Raw genomic sequence first — 25,987 nt, 5'->3', positions numbered from 1 at the left:
CGAGGTATAGTAGGGGACATGCTGGAGCTGGCGATCCTCGGGTTCCTCAGGGAGCGGCCGTCGCACGGGTACGAGCTGCGCGTGAAGGTGGCCGCGTTGACCGGCCACGTCCGCCCCGTGGCGGACGGCACGCTCTACCCGGCGATCAAGCGCATGGCCGCCGCCGGGTGGGTCACGAGGAAGGACGAGCCCGGCGCGACCGCGGCGCCGCGCCGCGTCCTCTACCTGACCGGCGCGGGGACGGCGGAGCTGGAGCGGCGGCTGCGCGCACCGGCCCCGCTCGACATCAGCGACGAGAACCGATGGTTCACCCTGCTCGCCTTCCTGCGGCATCTGGACGACCCGGCCGCGCAGGCGGAGGTGCTGCGCAGGCGGCTCGCGTTCCTGGAAGAGCCGACGAGCTTCTTCTACGACGGCGACCGGCCGATGGGGGCGGAGGAGTTCGGCGACCCCTTCCGCCAGGGGCTGCTGGCCATCGCGCGGGCCACCGGCCAGGCGGAGCTGACCTGGCTGCGCGCCACCATCGACGCCCTCGAACGGGAAGCCGGTGAGGAAGGTCGCGGCTCGATGCGACACAGTGGGACATGAGCCCCTCTTGCGTTTTCTTCCCGAGGGACGGATCATCACGATCACCGGTTGGGCCGCCCATGAAGTCGCGGGATCTTCGTGCTGTTTCGTGCTCAGGAAGGATGACTGATGATCCGTCGCGTACTGGCCGTCGCGGCCATGGCCGCCGCCGCGCTCGCCACCGTCCCGGCCGGCGCGCAGGCCGCCCCTGCCTGCGGCGCCGGCTACATGTGCAACACCCAGTACTTCTCCGACCCGGCGCGCACCAACCTGGTCGGGGTCAAGACGCAGTTCTGCGATGGTGAGGTCTCGACCTGGGGCAGGGTCACCGGCTACATCATTTGGTCCACGAGCCCCTGCACCTGATCGAAGGCATCCGGCGGAGCCTGCGGCGCATGCGCCGCAGGCTCCGCCGGATTCGTCTGTGCTCGATCGTCGCCGTGCCGCCGCTGGTGGTGGGGGGTCTCTACCGGTACGTGCGCAGCCCCATGTACGGGGCCATCCTCGCGGCGGTGCCGGACCGGCCGATCTGGGGCCCCATGTTGGGCCCAGATTGACGAATAGTGAGGAAATGTGGTCGGGTCGTAACTCTCGTTAGAGATGTGATGATTGAGACCGCTTCGGGGGTAAGCGTTAGATGTCGCGGTATCCACGGCACGCGTTCGCGCGCGTGCTCGCCTCCGCGTCCCTGGCCGGCGCCGTTCTGACGACCGGCTCCGCGGCGGCGAACGCGGCGGAGCCCCTGTCAGAGGCGGGTCCGGCGGGTGCGGGGGCAGTGGACGGCGCGACGCCCCACCCGATGCGGGGTCCCGTCCGGGCGGCGCAAGTCTCCGGCGCCGCCCGGACGATCAGTCCCGCGCTACTCTCCCCGGCCGACTCCGCCGGGGTACGGGTGCGGCCGGTGCCGGCCGTTCGCCGGCCGGCTCCCGCCACCGTGAACGTCCCCACGGAAGCGTCCCCGGCCCTGCGGGACGCCGACGGCCGGCTCGCGGCGCCCGCCGCTCCGGAGATCACCGTCCCGGCGGGGCCCAGGCTGGTGAGCGAGGTCGAGCGCGAGGCGGCCAGCCACGTCGGCGCGGACGGCCCCGGCGTTCGGTCCGTGCTCCCCGACACCCGCGACGCCCGCCCGCTGACGGTGAAGAGAGCGCCGGCCACCTTCTCCCGCTCCCTCGCCGACACCCTCACCGGCGCCTTCCCCACCGGAGGCGGCACGGCGGGTGGCACGTCGGGTGGCACGTCGGCCGGGGTGACGTACCGGCTGTGCGTGGAGAGCGCCGAGGTGCCGGTCTCGTGCTCGGCGGTCCGGCCCGTGGCGGTGCCCGTGGTGGCCGACGTCACCGGTGACGGCCTCCCCGACCTGGCCGCCGGCCTGGTGCCCGCCGCCCGTCCCCAGGAGGGGGCCGTGGGCCTCGGGTTCGCCGTGCGGCGGCTGCCCGGCGCCGCCGGCGGACTCAGGGCGCGCGTGTGGGCCGAGTACGACGGGCGCGTGTCGGTCGGCTTCGACGGGCTCCGCAAGGGGGCGTCCCTGTCGGACGCCGACCGCGGCACGTTCACCGTCGACCTGTCCGGCACGCGGGTGCGGGCCGCCGTGAAGCGCACGAAGCCGGGCGCCTCCGCGGCCGTCATGGCCGGGCTGACCGGCCGCGCCGCGGTGAGCCTCACCCAGACGCCCGCCACCAAGAGCCTCACCGTCGACGCCGACCTCAGCACCCCCGCGCTGGAGATCTCCGCCTCCGCCCCCGCCAGGGTCGACGCCGTGGCCGTGGACCGCGGCAGGTACACGCGGGCCGTGCTCGACCGCATGCCCACCCGCGCCCGGATCGAGCTGGCCCGCGGCCACGGGTCCGCGCGGGTGCGGTTCACCGGGTCCAGCCCGGCCGGACGCGCGGAGCTGCGGAGCTACGTGTACGGCGACGGCCGCCTGTCGCGGGCGATGACCGCCGAGCTGCGGGACGTGCCGCCGTCCCTGACCGCCACGTACGGGACCGGCGGCGGCCGGCACACCCTGGAGGTGACCTCCGGCGGGGCGCGGGCGGGCGCCGCCAGGCTGCTCTACTTCGACCGGGCCGCCGGTCAGACCGTGCTGCGGGCCGAGCTGGACGGCCTGCCGGCCAAGGTGCGCCTGGAGAGCGACCCGGCCGCCAACCGCGTCACCCAGACCGCCGGCACCGCCATCGGCAGACTCGCCGTGGTGCTCCAGCGGGGCGGCGGCGCGGTGTCCAGCCCCCGCGGCCGGCACGTCACCATGATCAAGGACGGTGCGGCGCTGGGCGTCTCGGCGTTGCTGACCGGGGTGTCGGGGCTCGACGTGACGTACGGCTCCGCGCCGCGCGCCCGCCTGGAGGGCGGCTCAGGCGGGTCCTTCGTCGCCGCCGCGAGTCTCGACGGGACGCGGCTGGCCCGGGTCGAGCTGTCCGACACCCCCGGCGACGTGGACGTGAGCCTCGACCCGGCCGCGGGGAAGGCCGTCTACCGGGGCACGGGGATGATCCGCCAGGCGCGGGCCTCGTACACGGACCTGAAGGCGGGCCCGACGATCGACGCCGTGGTGTCCGGGGTGCGGGGGGAGGTGGCGGCGTCGTGGGCGCTGGGGGAGCGGTCCGTGGTGGAAGTCCGCGGGACGTCCCGGCTGCCCCGGGTCCGGCTGTACGCGGCCGGGAAGCCCGCCGCCGGCGCCGCCGACCCGGCGGACGACGTGCGGGCGGAGATCGGCGGCGCGGGGCGGCGCGTGCGGCTGGTGGCCGACGCCGCCGCCCGTACCCTGGCCTGGACGTCCGACCGGCCCGTCGGCTCCGTCGCCGCGCTGGCCCGCGCCCGGGCCGGCGGCCGCTACGTCAGGGCCTCCGTCCGCGTCACGGGCGTGCCGGCCCGCTTCGACGCCTCCTGGGACGCCGGGGCGTACCGGTTCCGTGGCCTGTCGGGGCCGGTCGGGTCGGCGGAGCTGGCCTTCACCAACCACGACGGTGCCCGGGCGCCCGCCGGTCCGCACCTGGCGGCCCACTTCGACGAGGCCACCGGTGACCTCGACGCGAGCGTGCGGGTCAAGGGGCTGAGGAGCGTGGAGTTCAGCCCGGAGGCGGCCGGGTTCACGGCCGGGTTCGGCGCGGCGCGGCAGCGGCTCGCCCTCGACGCCGACGTCACGCGCGGCGGCCTGCGGTTCGGGCTGCTCGGCCACGTCGGTCCCGTCCCCGGGCGACTGTCGGTCACGTCCGCCGACGGCGTGATCACGTACTCCGGCGCCGTCGCCTCATCCGTGCCGGGGAAGGGCGCGCGGCTGGACCTGCGGGCGCGGGCCTGGGCGGGCAAGGCGGCCGCCCTGCGCGGCATGGCCGCCGCCCCCGCCGTGGCCGGCGGCGTCTCGCTGGTGGACGGCGGCTGCCCGCCCGGGTCGCCGGGCTGCGCGGACGGGCCGTTCTGCGTCGCCGGGCGCGGCTGCTTCGGGGTCCAGGCGTACGTGGACCTGACCGGGCTGCCGGACCGCGTCACCGTGGACCCGGCCAGGACGGCGGTCACGTTCGACGGGTTCCGGCCCGGGGGCGGGAGCCTGGAGGTGTACCTCGCCAGCACCGTCCTCGCCCCCGTCCCGGTCAAGGTGCGGGCCACGCTCGCGGGGCTGCCGCATGCCGTCACCAGCATGGCGGTCGGGCCGTTCGAGGTGGGCGGCGGCGGGGTCGTGCGGGCCGCGTACAGCGTCCGGCCGGCGGCCACCCTCGGATCGCTCACCCTGCACGCCGAGGCCGGCGGGGTGCGCGGGCGGGTGGCGGTCGACCCGGTGCCCGCGACGCTGGCCGTCCAGGGCACGTACGGGGCGCGCACCCGTGTCCGCGTCACCGGCTCCTCACCCGTCCGCCGGCTCAGCGCCGCGGTCACGGTGCCGGGGGCGGGCAGCGGCGAGCTCAGCCTCAGCGACGTCCCGGCCGTCTTCGGGCTGGACGCCGACGCCTCCGGTGGAGCGCTGCGCGTCCCGGCCGTCACGTACAAGGCCGTGCCCGGACCGGGGAGCGCGGCCGGCCCGGGTACGCGCGGCCGGGCCGGTGAAGGGGTGAACACGCTCGACGGCCGGCTGGCCGTGGAGGGCCGGCTCGCCGACCCGTCCGGGCGGCTCGGCGGCGTGGCGCTCTCCGTCACCGACCTGGCCGCGGACACCACCATCCGCCCCGGCCCCGGCGGCCAGGGCGTGGACCTGGTGTCCAGGCCCGTGCCCACCGGCCGGGTCGCCGTCCGGGCCGGGCTCACCGTGGACCCGGTCGCCCGCCAGCGCGTCGCCGTGAGCAAGGACGTCCCGTACACGACCGGCTTCCTGTCGTACCAGGTGGGCGGCGACTTCGCGCTGGACCGCAGCACCGTCGCGGACGTCTCGCTCGCGGTGCGGCGCGTGTCGTGGCTGCGGGTGCGGCCGGGCCGGATCCCGTTCGGGCTGCGGGCGCCCGCCGCGCTGGGCTATCTCGCGCCGGGGTTCGAGGGCGGGTACGACCGGCTGGACCTCGGTGCCAAGGGCGTGGACCTGCGGCCCGACGTACGCCTGGACGTGCGGCTGAGCCGGAAGGTCGGCGCCGACGTGTTCCACGACTCGGTGCGGCTGGGCCGCGCGACCTCCCTCGCGCTGCGCCGCTACGACCAGCGGATGCGGCGCATCGGCGCCCGGCAGGCGATCAGCGCCGCCGGGGTGCGGCTGGCCTGCCTGACCGTGGACGCCCGGCCGGGGTTCGCGGAGGGAGGGAAGAGCGGCTCCATCAGGCTGCGGGGCGCGGACGGGCCGCAGATGGTGTCGCTGCTCGACCCGGGCGGCCAGGTGCCGGACTACGTGGTGGACCTGCTCACGCATTTCATGTCGCCGTTCCCGGACGCCGGGTGGAAGGTGGCCGGCGTCAAGGCCGGCCGCTGCGACGTCCCCTCGGCCGGGCCCGCCGCCCGCTGATCCCAGCTCCCGGCTGGGCGAGGACCGGCGATTAGGGGGGACGGGCGGTTTGGCAGGGACGGCCGGGGTCAGGGGCGGGCGGCGGCTTCGGTGAGGGAGCGGGTCAGCCGGTCCAGCGTCCGGTGCAGGTCGGCCAGCTCCTCCGGCCGCATGCCCGACGCCTCCCCGATCCGCCGGGGCAGCGGCTCGGCCCGCGCCCGCAGCAGCGCCCCCTCCGGGGTCAGCCGGACCAGCACCGACCGCTCGTCCCCGGCGTCGCGCTCCCGGCGTACGAGCCCGGCCGCCTCCAGGCGCTTGACCAGCGGCGACAGCGTGCCCGAGTCGAGCCGCAGCGCCACTCCGAGGTCCTTGACGGACGCCTGCCGCCGCTCCCACAGCACCAGCATCACGAGGTACTGCGGGTACGTCAGCCCGAGCGCCGCCAGCTCACGCCGGTAGACCGCGTCGAGGGCGCGGGAGGCGGCGTGCACGGCGAAGCACACCTGGTCGTCGAGCAGCAGGGCATCCATACGACCAAGATACCCGATTTGACTGTTGCCAACTTAGTTGTGCACAATCGAGTTGCGTCCAACCCTAAGGAGCGAATCCATGAGCGTCCTCTACACCGCCATCGCCACCGCCACCGGCCGCGAGGGCCGTGCCGTCACCTCCGACGGCAGGCTCGACGTGGCCCTGGCCCCGCCGAAGGAGATGGGCGGCACCGGTGCCGGCACCAACCCCGAGCAGCTCTTCGCCGCCGGCTACGCCGCCTGCTTCGCCAGCGCCCTCGGCGTCGTCGCCAGGCGCGCCAAGGCCGACGTGTCGGAGGCGTCCGTCACCGCCGAGGTCGGCATCGGACCGAACGACGCCGGTGGCTACGCGCTCTCGGTCGCGCTGCGCGTCGAGCTGCCCGACCACCTGCAGGGCGAGGAGGGACGCGCCCTGGTGGAGGCCGCCCACCAGGTCTGCCCCTACTCCAACGCCACCCGCGGCAACATCCCGGTCGAGCTCGTCGTCGAGTGACCCCGCGCGAGGGACCGGTCGGGCGGTCAGGGCCTCGCCCGGCCAGCGTCAGGCGGTCACGGCCTCGGCCGGCCGGATGAGCGTCAGGCGGTCAGGGCCTCGCCCAGCCGGATGAGCGTCAGGCCCGGCCGGCGCACCAGCTCCCGCACCGTCCAGACCTGCTCGTCCACGACCGTCCCGTCCAGCCGCATCCGCGCCCCGACCCGCAGCACCGGCCGCCCCGTGTCGTCGCGGACGAGCCGGGCCCGCGACTCGGTCTCGTCCGTGAACAGCAGCAGGAAGTCGCTCGGGTCGGCCGGGGCCTCCATGGCGAGGCCGGGCTGGAGACGGGGGTGCGCGATCTTCACCAGGTGATCGTTCATTCGTCCGCCTCTACCCCGGGACGGGCTTGCGGCACCCCGGGATAGCGCTTACCTGCTCCCATGCGGTGAAATGTCCTCAACCGTTCCCCGGGTTCCACAGGTTGGAGATCTTCGTGGCCCTGTTCGACCTGCCGCTTGACCAGCTCCGCTCCTATCGCCCCGAGCGCGACGAGCCCGCCGACTTCGCGGACTTCTGGACGCGCACACTGGAGGAGGCCCGGCGCTTCGACCTCGCCCCCGAGTTCACGCCGTACGACCTGCCGCTCGCCTCGGTGGACGTGTACGACGTGTCGTTCGCGGGCTGGGGCGGCCACCGGATCAGCGGCTGGTTCCTCACCCCGCGGGACGCGGAGGGGCCCCTGCCCTGCGTGATGCACTACATCGGCTACTCCGGCGGGCGCGGCTTCCCGCACGACCACCTGATGTGGCCCGCGGCGGGGTACGCCGTGTTCGTCATGGAGACCCGCGGCCACGGCGGCGCCAGCACGGGACACCCGGGTGCCACCGGCGATCCCCACGGCGGCACGCATCCGCACGCGCCCGGCATGATGACCAAGGGCATCCTCGACCCGGAGGAGTACTACTACCGGCGGGTCTTCACCGACGCGGTGCGCGCCGTGGACGCCGCGGCCGGGCACCCGGCGGTGGACGAGAGCCGGATCATCGTCTCGGGTGGCAGCCAGGGCGGCGGCATCGCGCAGGCCACGGCCGCCCTGTACCCGTCGGTCGCGGGGGCGCTCATCGACGTGCCGTTCCTGACCCACTTCCGCCGGGCCGTCGAGATCACCGACCGCGACCCGTACCAGGAGATCGTGCGCTTCCTCGCCAGCCGCCGCGGCGACGAGGCGCAGGTCTTCCGCACGCTGGCCTACTTCGACGGCCTGCACTTCGCGGCCCGCGGGCAGGCCCCGGCGCTGTACTCGGTGGCGCTCATGGACGACGTCTGCCCGCCGTCCACGGTCTTCGCCGCCTACAACCACTGGCAGGGCCCGAAGGAGATCACGGTCTGGCCGTGGAACGGGCACGAGGGCGGCCAGGGCTTCCAGCGCGAGGAGCAGCTCCGGTACGCGCACAAGCTCCTGTCCGGCGCCGTCTGAGCAGCGCGGGCACGCCACCGGCCCGGCACGACACGCCGTGCCGGGCCGGGGGCGGCCCGCGGGTCCCCCGTCAGGCCGGGGCCGCCGCGTGGGATGTCAGGTCGGCTGGTCGGTGACGAGGAACGAGACGGCTCCCTTGTCGTCGGCCCCCGCGTCCAGGGCCTTGTCGTCGAGGACGGTGGCGGCCACCGGGTCGAGGTAGACGCGGGCCCCCTCGGTCTCGACGACCGCGTCCGTGGGCTCGGGCTGGTGGGCCAGCGAAAGGGTGAGCGTACCCGTGTCCTGCCCCTGCGACGCGATGCGGACGCCGCTCTGCGAGGGCTCCGGCGCGGAGGCCGTGAGGTCGCGGATGGCCTGGGCTGCGTTTTCTGTCAGGGTGAGCACTAGGGCTCCTCCTCGTGATTGACGTGCAGGAATTGCCTGCCATGCCCGCTCGTCCCCCACCCAACCCTTCTCCTACATGATTTTTACGGATATATCGGGCACAGGGCGATGGCGGCTCACAGCTCGGCGAAACGCTCCACGGCCTCCGTCCGGCCCGAGACGATGATCACGTCGTTGTACGTCAGCTCCGTCTCCGCCGTGGCGTACGTGAACTCCTCGCCGGGGCTCTTGACCGCGACGATCGTGATGCCGTACTTGCGGCGCAGGGAGGAGCGGCCCAGGGGCACGCCCACGTACTCCTTCGGCGGCAGGGTCTTGGCCAGCGCGAAGCCCTCGTCCACCTGCATGTAGTCGAGCATGCGGCCGCTCACCAGGTGCGCGACGCGCTCGCCCATGTCGTGCTCGGGCAGGACGACGTGGTGGGCGCCGATGCGGCTGAGGATGCGGCCGTGCTGCTTGCTGACGGCCTTGGCCCAGATGTCGTCGATCTCCAGCTCCACGAGCAGCGAGGCGGTCAGGATGCTGGCCTCCAGGTCGCCGCCGATGGCGACGACCGCCCGGTAGAAGTCGGGCACGCCGAGCTGCCGCAGCGCCTCCATGTCGGTGGCGTCGGCCGCGGCGATCTGCGTGATCTGCCCGGCGAGGGCCTGCACGACCTTGGGCCGCCGGTCGATGGCGAGCACCTCGGTGCCGTGCCGCGCCAGCTCCAGCGCCAGCGACGTGCCGAACCGGCCGAGCCCGATGACCACGACCGGGTCGAGCTTCTTGTCAGCCACGGGGGAGTAGCTCCTCAGTGTGGGAGGTGGGGGGTCAGAGAAGGTAGCGCAGCCACAGGTACGGCGTCGCCAGCGCGACCGTGACGACCATGACGACCAGACCGTACCGGGTGAAGCCCCAGAAGCTGATCGGCGTGCCGTTGCGGGCGGCGATGCCGATCACCACGACGTTGGCCGCCGCGCCGACGGCCGTGGCGTTGCCGCCGAGGTCGGCGCCGAGCGCCAGCGCCCACCACAGCACCTGCCCCTGATGGTCGCCGCTCGCCTGCACGAGCTGCTCCACGATGGGGCTCATGGTGGCGACGTACGGGATGTTGTCCACGATCGCCGACAGCCCGGCCGATCCCCACAGCAGCGCCATGGTGGTGGCCGCCGGCCGTCCCTCGGCCGCTCCGGCGGCGGCTCGCGCGACCTCGCCGATGACGCCGGTGTGGACGAGCGCGCCCACCATCACGAACAGCCCGGCGAAGAACACCAGCGTCGGCCACTCGACCTCGGCCAGGGCCTCCTCGGTGGTGACCTCGGTGAGGGCGACCAGCACCCCGGCGCCGAGCAGGGCCACGATCGACGGCTCGTAGTGCAGCACCGGGTGCAGCACGAACGCCGCCATGACCAGCCCCAGCACGACGAGGCTCTGCCACAGCAGGCGCCGGTCGGCGATGGCCTCCCGCTCGTTCAGCGCCATGATCTCCGCCGCCCGCGCCGGGTCGTAGCGGAACGCCCGGCGGAACAGCACCCGGCACAGCAGCGCAAAGGCCGCCACCAGCACCACGACCAGCGGCGCCAGGTGGACGAGGAAGTCGTTGAAGGTGAGACCGGCCCGGCTGGCGATGATGATGTTCGGCGGGTCGCCGACGAGCGTGGCCGTGCCGCCGATGTTGGAGGCCATGGCCTCGGCGATGAGGAACGGCGCGACCGGCAGCGCCAGCCGCTCGCACACCAGGAACGTCACGGGCGCCACGAGCAGCACGGTCGTGACGTTGTCGAGCAGCGCCGACGCCGACGCGGTGATCACCACGAGCAGCACCATGAGCCGGTACGGCCGCCCGCGGGCGCGCTTGGCCGCCCAGATCGCCAGGTACTCGAAGACGCCGGTGCGCTTCAGCACCCCCACGATGATCATCATGCCGAGGAGCAGGAACACGACGTTCCAGTCGATCCCGGTGCTCTCGGAGAAGAACGCGGGCCCGGCGGCGGTGGCGTGGATCACCAGCATGATCCCGGCGCCGCCCAGCGCCGCGGCGACCCGGTGCACCTTCTCCGTGGCGATCAGCGTGTACGCGCCGAGGAAGACGGCGACCGCCAGCCAGGCCGTCAGCGTCACTGCTCGACCAGCCGGTCCACCAGCGCCTGGAGCGTCACGGCCCCGCGCAGCCCGCTCCCGTCCACCACGGCCACGAGCGGGCTGTGCGTGCGCGCCATGAGCGCGGCCAGCTCCAGCACCGTGGCGTCGGGATCGGCCACGGGCAGCTCGCGTGGCCGGGGCGGCAGCGCCTCGCGCACCGTACGCCCCGCGATGGAGCGCATGAACATGTCGGCGTGCGCCTCGTCGACGACGCGCGCCAGCGCGGGATCCTCCAGGCAGTAGCCCGGCACGGCCAGGCGCAGCACCTGGGTACCCGGCAGGATGCCGGCCGGCAGCCCGCGCTCGTCCACCACGATCAGACCCGGCAGGTCCTGCTCGGCCAGCAGGCGGGCGGCGTCGGCCACCGGGGTGTCGAGACCCACGGTGGGGAAGTCGGCGACGAGATCGCTGGCACGCATGAACGGCACTCCCGGGGCACGACGACAGGACCGCCGACCAGCCTTCCCGGCACACCGTGGATCAACCTACCGCCTCCGGCGGGTCCTCCGCCCGGCGGCCCCGTCCACGGCCCGGTCCGGCGCCACGAGCCGGCCGCCGGCCGCTCCGCCGAGCGGCGCGCAGCCGGTCAGCACCGGCTTCCCACCTCGGAGCGGACGATCAGGGGCGGAAGGTGACGACCATCTGGCTTCCGTCCTCGCGCACGTGGCAGCCGTCGTCGGCGAGCAGCGTGCGTAACGCGAGCCGTACCGCGCCCCGGATCAGGCGGTAGCGGGCCGCGTGCTCCTCGCCGGGCGCGGCGTCCGGCTCCCACGAGACGACCACGCCACGGCCCGGATCGTGCCAGACGCGGAGGCCGCCGTCGCCGTCGGCCTCGGGACGCTCCACGGTGAACCCCGCCTCCGAGAGCCGGTGGCGTACCCGGCTCTCCAGGACGGTGGCGTCGAGGGGTGCGAAGCTCACGACGATCATCTTCCCGCGCCGGACCGGTCCATGCCTGGTGTCCCCGGCACGCGCACAGCCGCCCGCACCTGCCCCGGCGCCCCGGTCAGAGGCCGTACGTCTCCAGCAGGCGCAGCCAGATCTCACTGACCGTCGGGAACGACGGGACGGCGTGCCACAGCCGCTCCAGCGGCACCTCACCCGTGACCGCGATCGTCGCGCCGTGCAGCAGCTCGGCCGCCCCCGGACCGGCGAACGTCACCCCGAGCAGCACCCGCCGGTCCTCGTCCACGACGGCCTTGGCGCGCCCCCGGTAGCCGTCGCCGAGCAGGTAGGCGCCCGACACCGCGCCCATGTCGTACTCCACGGCCCGGACCCGGAACCCCGCCTCCCGCGCGGCCTGCTCGGTGCGGCCCACCGAGCAGAGCTGCGGGTCGGTGAAGACCACCTGCGGCGCGCCCTGACCGTCGGCCGTGTCGCGCAGCGCCGGCAGGTCGTCGGGCTCGCCCTTGGCCCGCGCCGCGATGACGTCGCCGCACACCCGCGCCTGGTACTTGCCCATGTGGGTGAGCAGGGCCCGCCCGTTGACGTCGCCGACCGCGTACAGCCAGCCGCCGTCGGCGCCGGTGGCGCGCATGCTGTCGTCGACCTCGACGTAGCGGCCCGGTGTCAGCCCGACGGTCTCCAGGCCGACCTCGGACGTGGCGGGCTTCCGGCCGGTCGCCACGAGCAGCTCGTCGGCCTCCACCGGCGGCCCGTCGGGCAGGCGGACGGTGACCTTGCCGCCCGGCTCGGGCCGCTCCACCGCGACGGCGTCGGTGTGGAAGCGCACGTCGATCCCCGCGTCGGCGAACGAGGCCGCCAGCAGCTCGCCGGCGAACGGCTCCATCCGGGGCAGCAGCCGGTCGCCGCGCACGAGGACCGTCGTCTGCCGCGCGCCGAGGCCGTGCATGGCCTGCGCCATCTCGCAGGCGACCACGCCGCCCCCGATGACGGCCAGCCGCTCGGGCACGGAGGCGGCCGCGGTCACCTCGTGGCTGGTCCAGGGGGCGGCCTCGCGCAGACCGGGCACCGGCGGCACGGCCGGGGTGCTGCCCGTGGCGAGCACCACCGCGTGCCGCGCGGTCAGCGTGCGCTCGGAGCCGCCGGGCTCGGTGACGCGGACCCGGCGCGGGCCGTCGAGCCGGCCCGTGCCGCGCACCATCGTGGCCGGCACCCCGTTCAGCCAGTCCACCTGGCCGGAGTCGTCGTAGTGCGCCACCGCCTCGTCGCGCCGGGCCAGCACCTTGCCGGCGTCGATGGGGCCGAGCGTCAGGCCGGGCACGCGGGCCACCTCGGCCGCCAGCTCCACGGGACGCAGCAGCGCCTTGCTGGGGATGCACGCCCAGTAGGAGCATTCGCCGCCCAGCAGGCGGTTCTCCACGACAGCGGCGGTGAGCCCGCCCCGCACGGCCCGCGCCGCCACGTTCTCCCCGGCGGGACCGCCGCCGATCACGATCACGTCGAACTCGTCGCTCACGTCTGCCTCCCACATCTCACCGGCGTACCGGCACCAGCCTTTCAGAAGGTGCCGCTCCGGGGCGAAGCCGGGGCGGCGCCCGGTCCACAGGGCCGGTGGGGCCGTCAGCGCACGTCGAGGCCGAGCGCGGCGGCGACCACCGTCGCCTGGTGGGTGTCGATGATCGCCTTGTCGAGCTCGACCGTGAGCGGGTCGAGGCCGCCGAGGTCGCTGCCGCGCAGGTCGCAGCGGGTCAGGTCGGCGCCCCGCAGCCAGGCCCCCGACAGGTCGCAGCGCAGCAGCGAGGCGCCCTCCAGCCGGGCGCCGGTCAGGTCGGCCTCCCGCAGCCGTACGTCCTGGAAGGCGCTGCCCCGCAGGTCGGCGCCGGGCAGCCCGGCGAAGGACCAGTCCCCGCCCTCGACCTTGAGCAGCCCGTACGAGCAGCCGTCGAACCTGCCGCCGGTCAGCTTGCAGCCCCGGAACGTGGCGTCGAAGAAGGAGCAGCGGACGAACGCGCAGCCCGCGAACAGGGCGTCCTCGTGCAGCGACACGTTGAAGCGGACGTCGCGGAAGACGCACTCCTCGAACACCGATCCGCGGTCGGTCGCCTCGGTCATGTCCACGCCGGAGAACAGGACCCGCCGGTGGACCTCGCGGTGCAGCTCGCGCCCGTCCCAGTCGGCGGAGTCGATCGTCGTGTCGGTGGGAGGGGGGCGGTGCCCGTCCGCGCGTTCGGCCATGGCCGGCAGGCTAGCGACCGCCCCCGACAGTTGTCGCGGTGAGGTGTGTCAGCCCGTCTCGCCGGCGGCCCGGCGGGTCAGGGAGTCGATCAGCGGCTGCACGAGCTTGGCCGCCAGCGGCCCGAAGGCCGCCAGGATCAGCACGTACGCCGCGGCCAGCGGGCCGAGGTCGGGGTGGACTCCGGCCGCCACGGCGAGCCCGGCGATCACGATGTTGAACTCGCCCCGGGGGATGAGCGCGATGCCGGCGCGGGCCTGGCCGGCGCGGGCGATGCCGGCCCGGCGGGCCGCGTACATGCCTGTCAGCAGCTTGGTGGCCATGCTGATCACGGCCAGCAGCGCCGCCAGGCCCGCCACGGGCAGGATCTTCGCCGGGTCGGTCTGGAGGCCGAAGAAGACGAAGAACACCGCGGCGAACAGGTCGCGCAGCGGCTCCAGCAGCGCCCGCGCGTCGTGGGCGAGCTGCCCGGACAGGGCGATGCCCACGAGGAACGCGCCGACGGCCGCCGACACCTGGAGCTGCTGGGCCAGCCCGGCCACGAGCAGCGCGAGCCCGACGACCTTGAGCAGCAGCACCTCGGAGTTGGGGCTGGAGACGAACGCCTCGATGAAGCGGCCGTAGCGCAGCGCGACCAGCAGCACCACGCTGACCGTGGCCAGCGCGACGGCCACGGTGACGGCGCCGCTCACCAGGCTCAGCCCGGCCAGCAGGGCCGTCAGCACCGGCAGGTAGAGGGCCATCGTCAGGTCCTCGAACACCAGCAGCGACAGCACCGTCGGCGTCTCCCGGTTACCGATCCACCCCAGGTCGGACAGGACCTTGGCGGTGATGCCGGAGGAGGTGGCGTAGGTGACGCCGGCCATCGCGACCGCCGCCACCGGCCCCCAGCCGAGCAGCAGCGCGCAGATCGCGCCGGGAGCGGCGTTGGCGACGAGGTCGACGAGCCCGGCCCGGGCGTTGCTCTTGAGGCTGGTGACCAGCTCGCCGGCGTTGTACTCCAGGCCGAGCGTGAGCAGCAGCAGGACGACGCCCAGCTCGGCTCCGGCGGAGATGAACTCCTCGCTCGTGGCCAGGGGCAGCACGCCGCCGGTGCCGAAGGCCAGCCCGGCGATCAGATAGAGGGGGATCGGGGAGATTCCGGCCCGTAGGGCGAGGGCGCCGAGCACGCCGAGGCCCAGAATGACCGCACCGACTTCGACCAGCAGTATTGCAGTGTCGTGCACCCAGGGCCCTACCCGTGCGCCAGGATGTCGGCCACCTCGGCGGTGCTGTCCGCGCCGCCCACGACGACGACGATGTCGTTCTCGGCGAAGACGAAGTCCGGTCCGGGGCTGGTGAAGACCTGGGGCCCGCGCACCACCGCGACGATGGAGGCGTTGGTGCGGGTCCGCACGCGCGCGTCGCCCATGGGCCGCCCGGTGTACGGCGAGCCGGGCGGGATGGGCAGCTGGAGGCTGACCAGGCCCTCGACCTGCTGGTGGAGCTGGTTGAGCCGCTGCACGATGCGGGGCGCGCCGAGCAGCTCGACGAGCGCCTCGGCCTCCTCGTCGTTCAGCTTGACCGTCTCGCAGGCGCGGTCGGGGTCGCCCTTGTCGTAGATGACCAGGTCACGGCGCCCGGTCCGGTGGGAGATCACCGCCACCCGTCTGCCGCTCTGCGTCGTGAACTCGTGCCGTAGCCCGATGCCCGGCAGCGCAGTCTGCTCGACCTCCACCGTCTCCCCGCTCGCCCGATCCGCTGATGACCCGCAAACCGTACCATTTGGCGGCATATGGGCCTGTTGTGCGGATCAGGAGGCGGGGTCAGATGAGGGCGAGCGTCTGGCGGGCGATCTCCCACTCCTCGTCCGTCGGCACGACCAGCACCGCCGTCCGCGCCCCCTCCGGAGACACGGGCCGCTCCCCGGAGGCGTCCGCCGCGTTCCGCTCCGCGTCCACGGCCAGGCCGAACCGGTCCAGCCCGGCCAGCGCCTCGGCCCGCGTGGCCGCGTCGTGCTCGCCGACGCCGCCGGTGAACACGACGGCGTCCACCCGGCCGAGCACCGCGCAGTAGGCGCCGACGTACTTGCGGATCCGCCGCGTGTAGACGTCCAAGGCCAGCCGGGCGCGGGCGTCGCCGCCGGCGGCGCGCCGCCGCACCTCCCGCATGTCGCCCGACCCGGCCAGGGCGAGCAGCCCGCCCGCACGGCTCAGCGCCTCCTCGGCCGGCTCCACGTCCAGGCCCCGCGCCCGCTTGAGGTAGCCGAGCAGCGCCGGGTCCACGTCGCCGGAGCGGGTGCCCATGACCAGGCCCTCCAGCGGCGTCAGCCCCATGGAGGTGTCCACGCTGCGGCCGCCCTCGATCGCGGTGGCGCTCGCGCCGTTGCCGAGGTGCAGCACGATCAGGTTCGTCTCCTCCGGGGAACGGCCCAGCAGCTCCGCGGCCCGCCCCGACACGTACGCGCACGAGGTCCCGTGGAAGCCGAACCGCCGCACCTCCCACTCCCGCGGCACCGCGTACGTGTACGCCTCCGGCGGCAGCGTCTGGTGGAAGGCGGTGTCGAACACGGCGACCTGCGGCACCCCCGGGAAGGCCTCGCGCGCCACGCGCACGCCGGCCAGGTTCACCGGGTTGTGCAGCGGGGCGAGCGGCGCCAGCTCCTCGACGGCCGCGATCACCTCGTCGTCGACGAGCACCGCCTCGCGAAAGCGGGTCCCGCCGTGCACGACCCGGTGCCCGACCGCGACCGGGTCGAGCTCCGGCCCGGCCTTGTCGAACGCCTCCAGCACCGCCGCCAGCCCCTCGGCGTGCCCGGGGAAGGGCCGCTCGCACTCGTACGGCCGGCTCTCCGCGCCGCCCGCGTGGTGGGTGAGCCGCCCCTCCTCCTCGCCGATCCGCTCGACCAGGCCGCGCGCCGCCCGCTCGCGGGACTCCACGTCGATGAGCTCGTACTTGATGGAGGAGGAGCCGGTGTTCAGGACGAGAATGCGTGCGGCCATGTCCACCCGCTGATCTCGGGAGCGTCCTCGCCGTGCATCCGCGTGTACGCGCGGGCCTGCAGCCGGGCGTCCGACATGCGCTGGCGCAGGTGCGCCTGCGTGGTGCCGAGGCCCGGCACCCGGTCGATGACGTCCATGACGAGGTGGAAGCGGTCGATGTCGTTGAGCATCGCCATGTCGAACGGCGTCGTGGTGGTGCCCTCCTCCTTGTAGCCGCGCACGTGCAGGTGGTTGTGACCGCTGCGGCGGTAGGTCAGCCGGTGGATGAGCTGCGGGTACCCGTGGAAGTTGAAGATCACCGGCTTGTCCGGGGTGAACAGCGCGTCGTACTCGGCGTCCGGCATGCCGTGCGGGTGCTCGCTGCGCGGCTGCAGGCGCATGAGATCCACGACGTTGATCACGCGCACCTTCAGCTGCGGCAGGTGCTCGCGCAGCATCGCCGCGGCGGCCAGCGTCTCCAGGGTGGGCACGTCGCCCGCGCAGGCCAGCACCACGTCCGGCTCGGCGCCCTCGTCGGTGCTCGCCCACGGCAGGATGCCGAGGCCGCGGGTGCAGTGCGCGATCGCCTCGTCGATCGTGAACAGGTCCAGGACCGGCTGCTTGCCGGCCACGATGACGTTGACGTAGTCGCGCGAGCGCAGGCAGTGGTCGCCGACCGACAGCAGCGTGTTCGCGTCCGGGGGCAGGTAGACCCGCACCACCGCCGGCTTCTTGTTGACCACCACGTCGAGGAAGCCCGGGTCCTGGTGGCTGAAGCCGTTGTGGTCCTGCCGCCACACGTGTGACGACAGCAGGTACGTCAGCGAGGCCACGGGCCGCCGCCACGGGATCTTCTTGGACGACTCCAGCCACTTGGCGTGCTGGTTGAACATGGCGTCGATGATGTGGATGAACGCCTCGTAGCAGTTGAACAGCCCGTGCCGGCCGGTCAGCAGGTAGCCCTCCAGCCAGCCCTGGCACAGGTGCTCCGAAAGGATCTCCATGACCCGCCCGCCGGGCGCCAGGTTCTCGTCGGTGGGCTTCAGCTCGGCGTTCCAGGCCCGGTCGGTGACCTCGAAGACGTTCGACAGCCGGTTGGAGGCGGTCTCGTCCGGCCCCATCAGCCGGAACGTCGTCGGGTTGGCCGCGATGATGTCGCGCAGCAGCCCGCCGAAGACGCGGGTCGGCTCGTTGATCGAGGCGGCCGGCGACTTGACCTCGACGGCGTGCTCGCGGAAGTCCGGCAGCCGCAGCGGCGCCAGCAGCTCGCCGCCGTTGGTGTGCGGGTTCGCGCTCATCCGGCGCGGCCCGCCGGGCACGGTCCCGGTGACCTCGGGCACCGGCCGGCCCTCCGGCGTGAACAGCTCCTCGGGCCGGTAGGAGCGCATCCAGGTCTCCAGCATGGCCAGATGCTCGGCGTTGTCCCGCACGCCGGCCAGCGGCACCTGGTGCGCGCGCCACGTGCCCTCCACCGGCAGGCCGTCCACCTCGCGCGGGCCGGTCCACCCCTTGGGGGTGCGCAGCACGATCATGGGCATCCGCTCCGCGTCGCCCGCCCGGTACGCGGCGATCTCGTCGAACACCGTGTCCAGGGTGCCGGCCATCTCCTGGTGGTCCGGGCCCACCACGTGCGGCCGGTAGCCGTAGCCGCGCATGAGCTCGAGCAGCTCCTGCTCGGGGATGCGGGCCAGGACCGTCGGATTGGCGATCTTGTAGCCGTTGAGGTGCAGGATCGGCAGGACCGTACCGTCCTTGCGCCGGTCGAGCAGCTTGTTGGAGTGCCAGCTCGCCGCGAGCGGCCCCGTCTCCGCCTCCCCGTCGCCGATGACGCAGGCCACCACCAGGTCCGGGTTGTCGAAGGCCGCACCGTAGGCGTGCGCCAGGCTGTAGCCCAGCTCGCCGCCCTCGTGGATGGAGCCGGGCGTCTCCGGCGCCACGTGGCTGGGGATCCCGCCGGGGAAGGAGAACTGGCGGAACAGCCGCCGCATGCCCTCCACGTCCTGGCCGATGTCGGGGTAGCGCTCCGTGTAGGAGCCCTCCAGCCAGGCGTGCGCCACCGCCGCCGGCCCGCCGTGGCCGGGCCCCGCGACATAGATCATGTCCTGGTCGCGGAGCCTGATGATCCTGTTGAGATGGGCGAAGCAGAAGTTGAGTCCGGGCGTGGTACCCCAGTGGCCCAGCAGGCGCGGCTTCACGTGCTCGGCCCGGAGCGGCTCCGTCAGGAGGGGGTTGTCCAGCAAATAGATCTGCCCGACGGACAGATAGTTCGCCGCCCGCCAGTACGCGTCGATATCGTCCATCCCATGATGGTTCCTTCATACGGACGGCTCAACCGCCTTGATTAGAACGGCTCTCCTGTGGCAGGAGACGAGTCAACCGGCTGAGTGAGGCGTCATGGACATCCGGTCATCGAGAACACAGGCGTTCGCCATGGCATTCACCGAGGCGGACGTAGCGGGGGCACGCGGCGCGGTGGAGCGCTTCGCGCAGGCACACGGCCTGGCGGAGGAGCGCGCCGTGGACCTCGTGCTGGCCACCAACGAGGCGGTCGTCAACGCGATCGCCTACGGCGAGGGAAGGGGGGTGCTGCGGCTGTGGAGAGACGGCGACGACATGGTGTGCGAGATCCGCGACTACGGAGCCGGGATAGCGGAGCGGACACTGGACAAGGTGGATCCGCCGCCCATGACCTCGGCGGGCGGCTGGGGCATCTGGCTCATGCGGCGTCTGGCCGATGACGTCACCATCACGACCGGCCCGGACGGCACCGCCGTGCGCATCGCGATGTCGCTGGGCGACCGGCGGCACGACGCGTCCTGACGGCACGCGCCCGTCCACGCACGCCACCACCCTCCGACCGGCCATCCACCCCGGACCGGCCATCCACCCCGGACCGGCCATCCACCTCGGACCGGCCGACCACCGGCAGGCCGACCACCTCAGGCAGGCGACCCCGTGAACTCCGAACGCGGTGAGGCGGACCCGCCTCCGCTGCTCGACACGTTCTTCGAGCAGGACACCCTGACCGGCACGCGCGCCGAGACACAACGGGTCGCGGGTGAGAACGGGCTCATCTCCACCCGCCTCGTCGACTTCGTCATGGCGGTCAACGAGTGCCTGGTCAACGTCGTCACCCACGCCGGCGGGCGCGGCAGGCTGCGCCTGTGGCACGACGGCGAACGGCTGCTGTGCGAGATCCGCGACTTCGGTCCCGGCATCCCGGCGTCGTACCTGGAGGACACCGGCCTGCCCGCCCCCTCCCAGGTGGGCGGGCGCGGCATCTGGCTGATCCGCCGCCTGACCGACGGCGCCGCCTTCGCCACCGGCCCCGCTGGGACGACCGTCCACATGGTGATGAAGACCACCGGATAGGGCCGCCTGACAGGGGCGCCCGACAGAGCCGGGCGATAGGCTGCGGCCATGGGGCTCCGCAGCGCGCAGTGGTACTCGGGTGACGACCGGAACTCCTACATCCACCGGGCCTGGATGCGCCGCGGCCTGCCCTCCTCCGCCTTCGGCGGCGACCGGCCGCACATCGCGATCGCCAACACCGCCTCCGACCTCACCCCCTGCAACTCCCACCTCGACGAGGTGGCCGCGAGCGTGCAGCAGGGCGTGTGGGCCGCCGGCGGCGTCCCGCTCGACCTGCCCGTCGTCTCCCTCGGCGAGACCAACGTCCGCCCCACCGCGATGCTGTGGCGCAACCTGGCCGCCATGGCCACCGAGGAGATGCTGCGCGCCAACCCGATCGACGGCGTGGTCCTGCTCGGCGGGTGCGACAAGACGATCCCGTCGCTGCTCATGGCCGCCGCCTCGGTCGACCTGCCCGCCCTCGTCGTGCCCGGCGGCCCCATGCTGACCGGCCACTTCCGCGGCGTACCCCTCGGCTGCGGGACCGACGTGTGGCGGCTCAGCGAGGAGGTGCGCGCCGGCACGCTGTCGCGCGAGGCGTTCCTGCGCTCCGAGTCGTCCATGATCCGCAGCCGCGGCCACTGCAATACCATGGGCACCGCCTCCACGATGGCCTGCATGGCCGAGGCTCTCGGGATGACCCTGCCCGGCACCGCCGGCACCCCGGCTCCCGACAGCCGGCTGCTGGAGCTCTCGCACGCCGCGGGGGAGCTGGCCGTCGAGCTCGTCCGGCAGGAGCGCCGCCCCAGCCAGGTGATGACCCGCGGCTCGTTCCTCAACGCGATCGTCACCCTGGCCGCCATCGGCGGCTCCACCAACGCGGTGATCCACCTGCTGGCCATCGCCGGCCGCCTCGGCGTGCCGCTCGACCTCGACGACTTCGACCGCACCGGCGCCGGCGTCCCCCTGCTGGCCGACCTCCAGCCGGCCGGGCGCCACCTCATGGACGACCTGTACCGCGCCGGCGGGCTGCTCGCCCTGCTCCGGGAGGTCGAGGACCTGCTCGACCCGGCCGCGATCACCGTCACCGGCCGGCCGCTCACCGCGTACCTCGCCGAGGCCGAGATCTGGGACGAGACCGTCATCCGGCGCCGCGCCGACCCGCTGCTGGCCGACGCGGGCATCGCCGTGCTGCGCGGCAACCTGGCCCCCGACGGGGCCGTCATCAAGCCCGCCGCCGCCTCGCCCGAGCTGCTGCGCCACCGCGGCCGGGCCGTCGTCTTCGACAGCGTCGAGGACCTGCGCGCCCGGCTCGACTCGCCCGACCTCGACGTGGACGAGACCTCCGTCCTCGTGCTGCGCGGCTGCGGCCCCAAGGGCTACCCCGGCATGCCCGAGGTCGGCAACCTGCCGCTGCCCGCCAAGCTGCTCGCCAAGGGCGTGCGCGACATGGTGCGGATCAGCGACGCCCGCATGAGCGGCACCGCCTACGGCACTGTCGTCCTGCACGCCTCGCCCGAGGCCGCCGCCGGCGGGCCGCTGGCCCGGGTCCGCACCGGCGACCCCGTCGTGCTCGACGTGGCGGCCAGGCGGCTCGACGTGGACCTGCCCGACGGCGAGCTGGCCGCCCGCGACCCCGTCATGACCGGCCACGCCCGGCCCGTACGCGGCTGGGAGCGCCTCTACGTCGACCACGTCACCCAGGCCCACCAGGGCGTGGACCTCGACTTCCTCGCCGGGTCGAGCGGAGACCGGGTGGGCCGCGACTCCCACTGACCCCCCCGCCCCCGCCTCCCCGCGGCGCCGGTTCCGGCCGCGGCAAAGAGTGGGCTGCGCCGTGCGCGGAATCGGCTCGCCTGGGTACGGGGTTACGGAAGCATGTGAACCGTGTGATCGGATTGACGGCACCCTTAACGACGCAGGAGGACACGTGAGCGGCGACATCACCCACAGCCAGGAGTGGGCGGCGCTGGGCAAGCACCACGAGGAGCTGGCCGGCAGGCACCTGCGCGAGCTGTTCGCGGAGGACCCGGGGCGCGCGGAGCGGATGACGCTGACCGCCGGCGACCTGTTCCTCGACTACGCCAAGCAGCGCGCCACCGGCGAGACCCTCGACCTGCTCGTGGCGCTGGCCGAGCGGGCCGGGCTGCGCGAGCGGATCGACGCCATGTTCTCCGGCGAGCACATCAACGTCAGCGAGGACCGCGCCGTCCTCCACGTGGCGCTGCGCATGCCCGCCGGCGCCGAGCTGACCGTCGACGGGCAGGACGTGGTCGGCGACGTCCACGCCGTGCTCGACAAGATGAGCGGCTTCGCCGAGCGGGTCCGCTCCCAGGAGTGGCGCGGCGCGACCGGGCAGCCCATCACCACCGTCGTCAACATCGGCATCGGCGGCTCCGACCTCGGCCCCGCCATGGCCTACGAGGCGCTGCGCGACTACGCCGACGCCGGCATCGAGGCCCGCTTCGTCTCCAACATCGACCCGGCCGACATCACCGGCAACCTCGCCGGCCTCGACCCGGCCACCACCCTGTTCGTGGTCAGCTCCAAGACGTTCACCACGCTGGAGACGCTCACCAACGCCAAGGTCGCCCGCCAGTGGCTGGTCGGCGCGCTCGGCGAGGAGGCCGTGGCCAAGCACTTCGTGGCGGTCTCCACCAACGCCGCGAAGGTCGCCGAGTTCGGCATCGACACCGACAACATGTTCGGCTTCTGGGACTGGGTCGGCGGCCGCTACTCCTACGACGGCGCCATCGGCCTGTCCCTGATGGTCGCCATCGGGCCGGAGCGCTTCCGCGAGATGCTGGCCGGCTTCCACACGATCGACGAGCACTTCCGCACCGCGCCGTTCCACGCCAACATGCCGGTCCTGCTCGGCCTGCTCGGGGTGTGGTACACCGACTTCTTCGGCGCCGAGACCCGCGCCGTCCTGCCGTACAGCCAGCGCCTGCACCGCTTCCCCGCCTACCTCCAGCAGCTCACCATGGAGTCCAACGGCAAGTCCGTGCGCGCCGACGGCGAGCCGGTCTCCACCGACACCGGCGAGATCTTCTGGGGCGAGCCGGGCACCAACGGCCAGCACGCCTTCTACCAGCTCCTCCACCAGGGCACGCGGCTCGTCCCGGCCGACTTCATCGGGTTCGCCGAGCCGTTCGAGGACCGCGAGGGCATGCACGACCTGCTCTCGGCCAACCTGTTCGCGCAGACCTCCGCGCTGGCGTTCGGCAAGACCGCCGAGGAGATCGCCGGCGAGGGCACCGCGGCCGGGATCGTGCCGCACAAGGTGATGCCCGGCAACCGGCCCACCTCCACCATCCTCGCGCCGAAGCTCACCCCGTCCACGCTGGGGCAGCTCGTCGCCCTGTACGAGCACATCGTGTTCGTCGAGGGCACCGTCTGGGGGGTCGACTCCTTCGACCAGTGGGGCGTCGAGCTGGGCAAGAAGATGGCGCTCGACCTCGCGCCCGCCCTCACCGGGGAGGAGCCGCCCACCGGCCTGCCCGACCCGTCCACCGCGCAGCTCGTCCGCCGCTACCGCGAGCTGAGGGGCCGCCGCGCCTGACGGATTGACGGGGCGGGCCGGGTGACCGGAGGATCCTTTTCATGCCTGTCATCCCGGTTCCCGGGCGCGACCACACCTGGGCCGCCCTCACCCCCGCCACCGCCTACGTCTTCGGCGTCGAGAGCGGCGACGACACCCGCGTCGTCCAGCACTACTGGGGGCCGAGGCTGCCCGGCGCCGCGTTGGGAGAGGTCGCCGACGAGGTCCCGGCGTGGATCGCCACCGGCTTCCTCGACCCCGCCGACGCCGCCGAGCTGCTGCCCGTCGACGGGGGGCGCCGCTGGGGCGTGCCGTCGCTGCAGGCGGTCTACCCGGGTGGCGTCCGCTCCGTCGAGCTGGCCTTCGACCGGGCCGTCCAGCACGGCCCGGACGAGCTGGAGCTGGTGCTGCGCGACCAGGTCTACGGGCTGTGCGTCGGCCTGCGCGTGCGCGTCCACGACGACACCGACGTGATCGAGCGCTGGACCGAGGTGGCCAACGACTCCGGCGAGCCCGTCCACCTCCAGCGGCTCGACTCCGGGGCGTGGGCGGTGCCCGAGCAGGCCGGGTTCGGCTATGCGGGTGTGGCCGGCGGCTGGGCCCGCGAGACCCAGCTCCACCGGGGCGAGCTGCCGCCCGGCGAGACCACGTTCACCAGCAGGACCGGCACGACCTCGCACAAGGCCAACCCGTGGATCATGATCGGTGACGCGTCCGAGACGGGCGGCGAGGTGTGGAGCGTCGCGCTGGCGTGGAGCGGCTCGTGGCGGCTCACCGCGCAGCGCCGCCCCGAGGGCGACCTCGCCGTCACCGCCGGGTTCGGCCACGAGGGCCTCACCTGGCCGCTCGCGCCGGGCGGCTCCCTGCGCACGCCGTCCGTGCTCGGCCTGCACACCACCGGCGGGTACGGCGCCGCCAGCCGCGCCTGGCACGCCTACGCGCGCGGGCACGTCCTGCCCACTCCTGCCGAGGAGCGGCCCGTCCTGTACAACTCGTGGGAGGCCACCGGCTTCGACGTCAGCGAGGACGGCCAGCTCGCCCTCGCCCGCCGGGCCGCCGAGCTGGGCGTCGAGTTGTTCGTCGTGGACGACGGCTGGTTCGGCACGCGCACCGACGACACGCGCGGCCTCGGCGACTGGTGGCCGAACCCGGACCGCTTCCCGCAGGGCCTGGGCAAGCTGTTCGACGGGGTGCGCGAGCTGGGCATGCAGGCCGGGCTCTGGGTGGAGCCCGAGATGGTCAACCCCGACAGCGACCTCTACCGCGAGCACCCCGGCTGGACGCTGCACTACCCGGGCCGCCGCCGCGACACCATGCGCCACCAGCTCGTCCTCAACTTCGCCCGCGACGACGTGCGCGCCTGGGCGCTCGGCTGGCTGGACGGGCTCGTCGCCGAGTACGGCCTGGCCTACCTCAAGTGGGACATGAACCGCAGCTTCAGCCAGGCCGGCTGGGCCGAGGGCGGCGACCTGCTGTGGATCGAGCACACCCGCGGCGTCTACGCCGTCATGGACGAGCTGCGCGCCCGCCACCCCGGCCTGCGGATCGAGTCGTGCTCGGGCGGCGGCGGCCGGGCCGACTTCGGCATCCTGCGGCGCACCGACCAGGTGTGGACCTCCGACAACACCGACGCCCGCCACCGCCAGACCATCCAGGAGGGCTTCTCCTACCTGTACCCGGCGAGCGCCATGTCGTGCTGGGTCACCGACAGCCCCAACCCGATCACCGGGCGGGAGGTGCCGCTGCGCTACCGCTTCCACGTCGCCATGGCCGGCACGCTCGGCATCGGCGGCGACCTGGCCAGGTGGAGCGAGCAGGAGCTGGCCGAGGCGCGGGAGCTCGTCGCCGCCTACAAGGCCGTGCGCCCCGTCGTGCAGCACGGCGAGCTGCACCGGCTGACGGGGTCGCCGGGCACCACCGCGTCGGCCGTGCAGTACACGCTGGGGGAGCGGGTGGTGGTGTTCGCCTACAACCCGTACACGCTGGACGAGCGGCCGCCCCGGCGGCTGCGCCTGGCCGGGCTCGACCCCGAGGCGCTCTACGAGGACGAGGCGGGGGTGCGCCGGCACGGGGCCGCGCTCATGCACCACGGCCTGGTCGTGCCGTCCTGGTCACTGTCTGGGACCGACTATCGCAGCGAGATGCTGGTGCTGCGGCGCGTAGAGGGCAGATCATGACGAGATGGACATCATGCAGCTGATCGAGAAGTCCCGCGACGCGGCGAACGTGAAGCGGGTCTTCGGTGAGCCCCTGCGCCAGGGCGACGTCACCGTGGTCCCGGTCGTCCGCGTCTTCGGGGGAGGCGGTGGCGGCAGCGGCAGCCGCCGGGGAGGGGAAGGGAAGGACGGGGAGGAGGGCAGCGGCGGCGGCTACGGCTACGCCGCCACGCCCGCGGGCGCCTTCGTAATCAAGGACGGGGACGTGCGCTGGCAGCCCGCGGTGGACGTCAACCGCATCGTGCTCGGCGGCCAGATCGTCGTCGTCGTTCTCCTGCTCACCCTCCGCTCCATCCTCAGGAAGCGCCGCCGCCGCTAGACGCGCACCGCTC

Annotated in this window: 25 protein-coding genes; 12 read left to right on the top strand and 13 right to left on the bottom strand. The window is 73.8% G+C overall.

The window, feature by feature from the left end; all coding sequences use genetic code 11:
* The first annotated feature begins 18 nt into the window (after window positions 1–18).
* From ACIBG4_RS30655 to ACIBG4_RS30640, 4 genes are all read left to right on the top strand, one after another.
* The gene (locus ACIBG4_RS30655; protein WP_310710161.1) at window positions 19–588 is read left to right on the top strand and encodes a PadR family transcriptional regulator; all 570 of its coding nucleotides are present in this window, start codon (window positions 19–21) and stop codon (window positions 586–588) included.
* Between the two features lie 108 nt (window positions 589–696).
* Window positions 697–933 carry a DUF6289 family protein gene (locus ACIBG4_RS30650; RefSeq protein WP_397204763.1) on the top strand — a complete coding sequence of 79 codons (237 nt, stop codon included), beginning with the start codon at window positions 697–699 and terminating at the stop codon, window positions 931–933.
* Window positions 934–962: 29 nt separating this feature from the next.
* A complete protein-coding gene (locus ACIBG4_RS30645; protein WP_397204762.1) occupies window positions 963–1,124 on the top strand; it encodes a hypothetical protein in 162 nt (53 codons plus the stop codon).
* An 80-nt stretch (window positions 1,125–1,204) separates the two neighbouring features.
* Window positions 1,205–5,485 carry a hypothetical protein gene (locus tag ACIBG4_RS30640; RefSeq protein ID WP_397204761.1) on the top strand — a complete coding sequence of 1,427 codons (4,281 nt, stop codon included), beginning with the start codon at window positions 1,205–1,207 and terminating at the stop codon, window positions 5,483–5,485.
* Between the two features lie 68 nt (window positions 5,486–5,553).
* On the opposite strand, the gene ACIBG4_RS30635 is transcribed toward ACIBG4_RS30640, so the two are convergent.
* The gene (locus tag ACIBG4_RS30635) at window positions 5,554–5,994 is read right to left on the bottom strand and encodes a MarR family winged helix-turn-helix transcriptional regulator (protein WP_397204760.1); all 441 of its coding nucleotides are present in this window, start codon (window positions 5,992–5,994) and stop codon (window positions 5,554–5,556) included.
* A 79-nt stretch (window positions 5,995–6,073) separates the two neighbouring features.
* Between ACIBG4_RS30635 and ACIBG4_RS30630 the strand changes: the two genes are divergently transcribed.
* Complete coding sequence (locus ACIBG4_RS30630) at window positions 6,074–6,487, top strand: organic hydroperoxide resistance protein (RefSeq protein WP_310710155.1); 414 nt, start codon at window positions 6,074–6,076, stop codon at window positions 6,485–6,487.
* An 83-nt stretch (window positions 6,488–6,570) separates the two neighbouring features.
* Here ACIBG4_RS30630 and ACIBG4_RS30625 read toward each other — a convergent pair whose 3' ends face one another.
* On the bottom strand, window positions 6,571–6,849 hold the full coding sequence (locus tag ACIBG4_RS30625) for a hypothetical protein (protein WP_310710153.1): 279 nt from the start codon (window positions 6,847–6,849) through the stop codon (window positions 6,571–6,573).
* A gap of 101 nt (window positions 6,850–6,950) precedes the next feature.
* Between ACIBG4_RS30625 and ACIBG4_RS30620 the strand changes: the two genes are divergently transcribed.
* Window positions 6,951–7,946 carry an acetylxylan esterase gene (locus ACIBG4_RS30620; RefSeq protein ID WP_397204759.1) on the top strand — a complete coding sequence of 332 codons (996 nt, stop codon included), beginning with the start codon at window positions 6,951–6,953 and terminating at the stop codon, window positions 7,944–7,946.
* Window positions 7,947–8,042: 96 nt separating this feature from the next.
* On the opposite strand, the gene ACIBG4_RS30615 is transcribed toward ACIBG4_RS30620, so the two are convergent.
* From ACIBG4_RS30615 to ACIBG4_RS30565, 11 genes are all read right to left on the bottom strand, one after another.
* Entirely contained in the window at window positions 8,043–8,330 is a 288-nt protein-coding gene (locus ACIBG4_RS30615; protein ID WP_310710149.1) for a Fe-S cluster assembly protein HesB, read from the bottom strand.
* A gap of 116 nt (window positions 8,331–8,446) precedes the next feature.
* Window positions 8,447–9,106 carry a potassium channel family protein gene (locus ACIBG4_RS30610; RefSeq protein WP_397204758.1) on the bottom strand — a complete coding sequence of 220 codons (660 nt, stop codon included), beginning with the start codon at window positions 9,104–9,106 and terminating at the stop codon, window positions 8,447–8,449.
* Window positions 9,107–9,140: 34 nt separating this feature from the next.
* Window positions 9,141–10,424 (bottom strand): ArsB/NhaD family transporter, encoded by a 1,284-nt coding sequence (locus ACIBG4_RS30605; RefSeq protein WP_397204809.1) that lies wholly within the window; start codon window positions 10,422–10,424, stop codon window positions 9,141–9,143.
* Window positions 10,425–10,426: 2 nt separating this feature from the next.
* Complete coding sequence (locus ACIBG4_RS30600; RefSeq protein WP_397204757.1) at window positions 10,427–10,870, bottom strand: CBS domain-containing protein; 444 nt, start codon at window positions 10,868–10,870, stop codon at window positions 10,427–10,429.
* Window positions 10,871–11,069: 199 nt separating this feature from the next.
* Window positions 11,070–11,372: a hypothetical protein gene (locus tag ACIBG4_RS30595; RefSeq protein ID WP_310710137.1), complete on the bottom strand. Its 303-nt coding sequence runs from the start codon at window positions 11,370–11,372 to the stop codon at window positions 11,070–11,072.
* Between the two features lie 85 nt (window positions 11,373–11,457).
* Complete coding sequence (locus ACIBG4_RS30590; RefSeq protein WP_397204756.1) at window positions 11,458–12,870, bottom strand: dihydrolipoyl dehydrogenase family protein; 1,413 nt, start codon at window positions 12,868–12,870, stop codon at window positions 11,458–11,460.
* Between the two features lie 104 nt (window positions 12,871–12,974).
* Window positions 12,975–13,589, bottom strand: a complete 615-nt coding sequence (locus ACIBG4_RS30585) for a pentapeptide repeat-containing protein (protein WP_397204755.1) — start codon at window positions 13,587–13,589, stop codon at window positions 12,975–12,977.
* 48 nt (window positions 13,590–13,637) lie between these two features.
* Window positions 13,638–14,813 (bottom strand): cation:proton antiporter, encoded by a 1,176-nt coding sequence (locus ACIBG4_RS30580; RefSeq protein ID WP_310710134.1) that lies wholly within the window; start codon window positions 14,811–14,813, stop codon window positions 13,638–13,640.
* Between the two features lie 8 nt (window positions 14,814–14,821).
* A complete protein-coding gene (locus tag ACIBG4_RS30575) occupies window positions 14,822–15,304 on the bottom strand; it encodes a cation:proton antiporter regulatory subunit (RefSeq protein ID WP_310710133.1) in 483 nt (160 codons plus the stop codon).
* 88 nt (window positions 15,305–15,392) lie between these two features.
* Complete coding sequence (locus tag ACIBG4_RS30570; RefSeq protein WP_397204754.1) at window positions 15,393–16,568, bottom strand: acetate/propionate family kinase; 1,176 nt, start codon at window positions 16,566–16,568, stop codon at window positions 15,393–15,395.
* Window positions 16,544–18,847 (bottom strand): phosphoketolase, encoded by a 2,304-nt coding sequence (locus ACIBG4_RS30565; RefSeq protein WP_397204753.1) that lies wholly within the window; start codon window positions 18,845–18,847, stop codon window positions 16,544–16,546. The genes ACIBG4_RS30570 and ACIBG4_RS30565 overlap by 25 nt, the downstream gene beginning before the upstream one ends.
* Window positions 18,848–18,977: 130 nt before the next feature.
* Here ACIBG4_RS30565 and ACIBG4_RS30560 point away from each other — a divergent pair, with 130 nt between their 5' ends.
* From ACIBG4_RS30560 to ACIBG4_RS30535, 6 genes are all read left to right on the top strand, one after another.
* Complete coding sequence (locus ACIBG4_RS30560) at window positions 18,978–19,367, top strand: ATP-binding protein (protein ID WP_397204752.1); 390 nt, start codon at window positions 18,978–18,980, stop codon at window positions 19,365–19,367.
* A 135-nt stretch (window positions 19,368–19,502) separates the two neighbouring features.
* Window positions 19,503–19,919, top strand: a complete 417-nt coding sequence (locus ACIBG4_RS30555) for an ATP-binding protein (protein ID WP_310710126.1) — start codon at window positions 19,503–19,505, stop codon at window positions 19,917–19,919.
* A 48-nt stretch (window positions 19,920–19,967) separates the two neighbouring features.
* On the top strand, window positions 19,968–21,674 hold the full coding sequence (locus ACIBG4_RS30550) for an IlvD/Edd family dehydratase (protein ID WP_397204751.1): 1,707 nt from the start codon (window positions 19,968–19,970) through the stop codon (window positions 21,672–21,674).
* Window positions 21,675–21,828: 154 nt separating this feature from the next.
* Window positions 21,829–23,460 (top strand): glucose-6-phosphate isomerase, encoded by a 1,632-nt coding sequence (gene pgi / locus ACIBG4_RS30545; RefSeq protein ID WP_310710123.1) that lies wholly within the window; start codon window positions 21,829–21,831, stop codon window positions 23,458–23,460.
* Between the two features lie 41 nt (window positions 23,461–23,501).
* Window positions 23,502–25,616 carry an alpha-galactosidase gene (locus tag ACIBG4_RS30540; protein ID WP_397204750.1) on the top strand — a complete coding sequence of 705 codons (2,115 nt, stop codon included), beginning with the start codon at window positions 23,502–23,504 and terminating at the stop codon, window positions 25,614–25,616.
* 4 nt (window positions 25,617–25,620) lie between these two features.
* The gene (locus tag ACIBG4_RS30535) at window positions 25,621–25,974 is read left to right on the top strand and encodes a spore germination protein GerW family protein (RefSeq protein ID WP_397204749.1); all 354 of its coding nucleotides are present in this window, start codon (window positions 25,621–25,623) and stop codon (window positions 25,972–25,974) included.
* Window positions 25,975–25,987: the final 13 nt, after the last annotated feature.

Source organism: Nonomuraea sp. NPDC050383, assembly GCF_044459125.1.
Classification (GTDB): domain Bacteria; phylum Actinomycetota; class Actinomycetes; order Streptosporangiales; family Streptosporangiaceae; genus Nonomuraea.
Note: the sequence above shows the minus strand (reverse complement) of the source record. Positions and strands in the feature narration are given on the sequence as shown.

Excerpts from the sequence above, each read along its gene's own strand:
- ACIBG4_RS30655 (WP_310710161.1), top strand. The coding sequence starts at position 19 with ATGCTGGAGCTGGCGATCCTCGGGTTCCTCAGGGAGCGGCCGTCGCAC.
- ACIBG4_RS30650 (WP_397204763.1), top strand. The coding sequence starts at position 697 with ATGATCCGTCGCGTACTGGCCGTCGCGGCCATGGCCGCCGCCGCGCTC.
- ACIBG4_RS30645 (WP_397204762.1), top strand. The coding sequence starts at position 963 with ATGCGCCGCAGGCTCCGCCGGATTCGTCTGTGCTCGATCGTCGCCGTG.
- ACIBG4_RS30640 (WP_397204761.1), top strand. The coding sequence starts at position 1,205 with ATGTCGCGGTATCCACGGCACGCGTTCGCGCGCGTGCTCGCCTCCGCG.
- ACIBG4_RS30635 (WP_397204760.1), bottom strand. The coding sequence starts at position 5,994 with ATGGATGCCCTGCTGCTCGACGACCAGGTGTGCTTCGCCGTGCACGCC.
- ACIBG4_RS30630 (WP_310710155.1), top strand. The coding sequence starts at position 6,074 with ATGAGCGTCCTCTACACCGCCATCGCCACCGCCACCGGCCGCGAGGGC.
- ACIBG4_RS30625 (WP_310710153.1), bottom strand. The coding sequence starts at position 6,849 with ATGAACGATCACCTGGTGAAGATCGCGCACCCCCGTCTCCAGCCCGGC.
- ACIBG4_RS30600 (WP_397204757.1), bottom strand. The coding sequence starts at position 10,870 with ATGCGTGCCAGCGATCTCGTCGCCGACTTCCCCACCGTGGGTCTCGAC.
- ACIBG4_RS30585 (WP_397204755.1), bottom strand. The coding sequence starts at position 13,589 with ATGGCCGAACGCGCGGACGGGCACCGCCCCCCTCCCACCGACACGACG.
- ACIBG4_RS30570 (WP_397204754.1), bottom strand. The coding sequence starts at position 16,568 with ATGGCCGCACGCATTCTCGTCCTGAACACCGGCTCCTCCTCCATCAAG.
- ACIBG4_RS30565 (WP_397204753.1), bottom strand. The coding sequence starts at position 18,847 with ATGGACGATATCGACGCGTACTGGCGGGCGGCGAACTATCTGTCCGTC.
- ACIBG4_RS30560 (WP_397204752.1), top strand. The coding sequence starts at position 18,978 with ATGGCATTCACCGAGGCGGACGTAGCGGGGGCACGCGGCGCGGTGGAG.
- ACIBG4_RS30550 (WP_397204751.1), top strand. The coding sequence starts at position 19,968 with ATGGGGCTCCGCAGCGCGCAGTGGTACTCGGGTGACGACCGGAACTCC.
- ACIBG4_RS30540 (WP_397204750.1), top strand. The coding sequence starts at position 23,502 with ATGCCTGTCATCCCGGTTCCCGGGCGCGACCACACCTGGGCCGCCCTC.
- ACIBG4_RS30535 (WP_397204749.1), top strand. The coding sequence starts at position 25,621 with ATGGACATCATGCAGCTGATCGAGAAGTCCCGCGACGCGGCGAACGTG.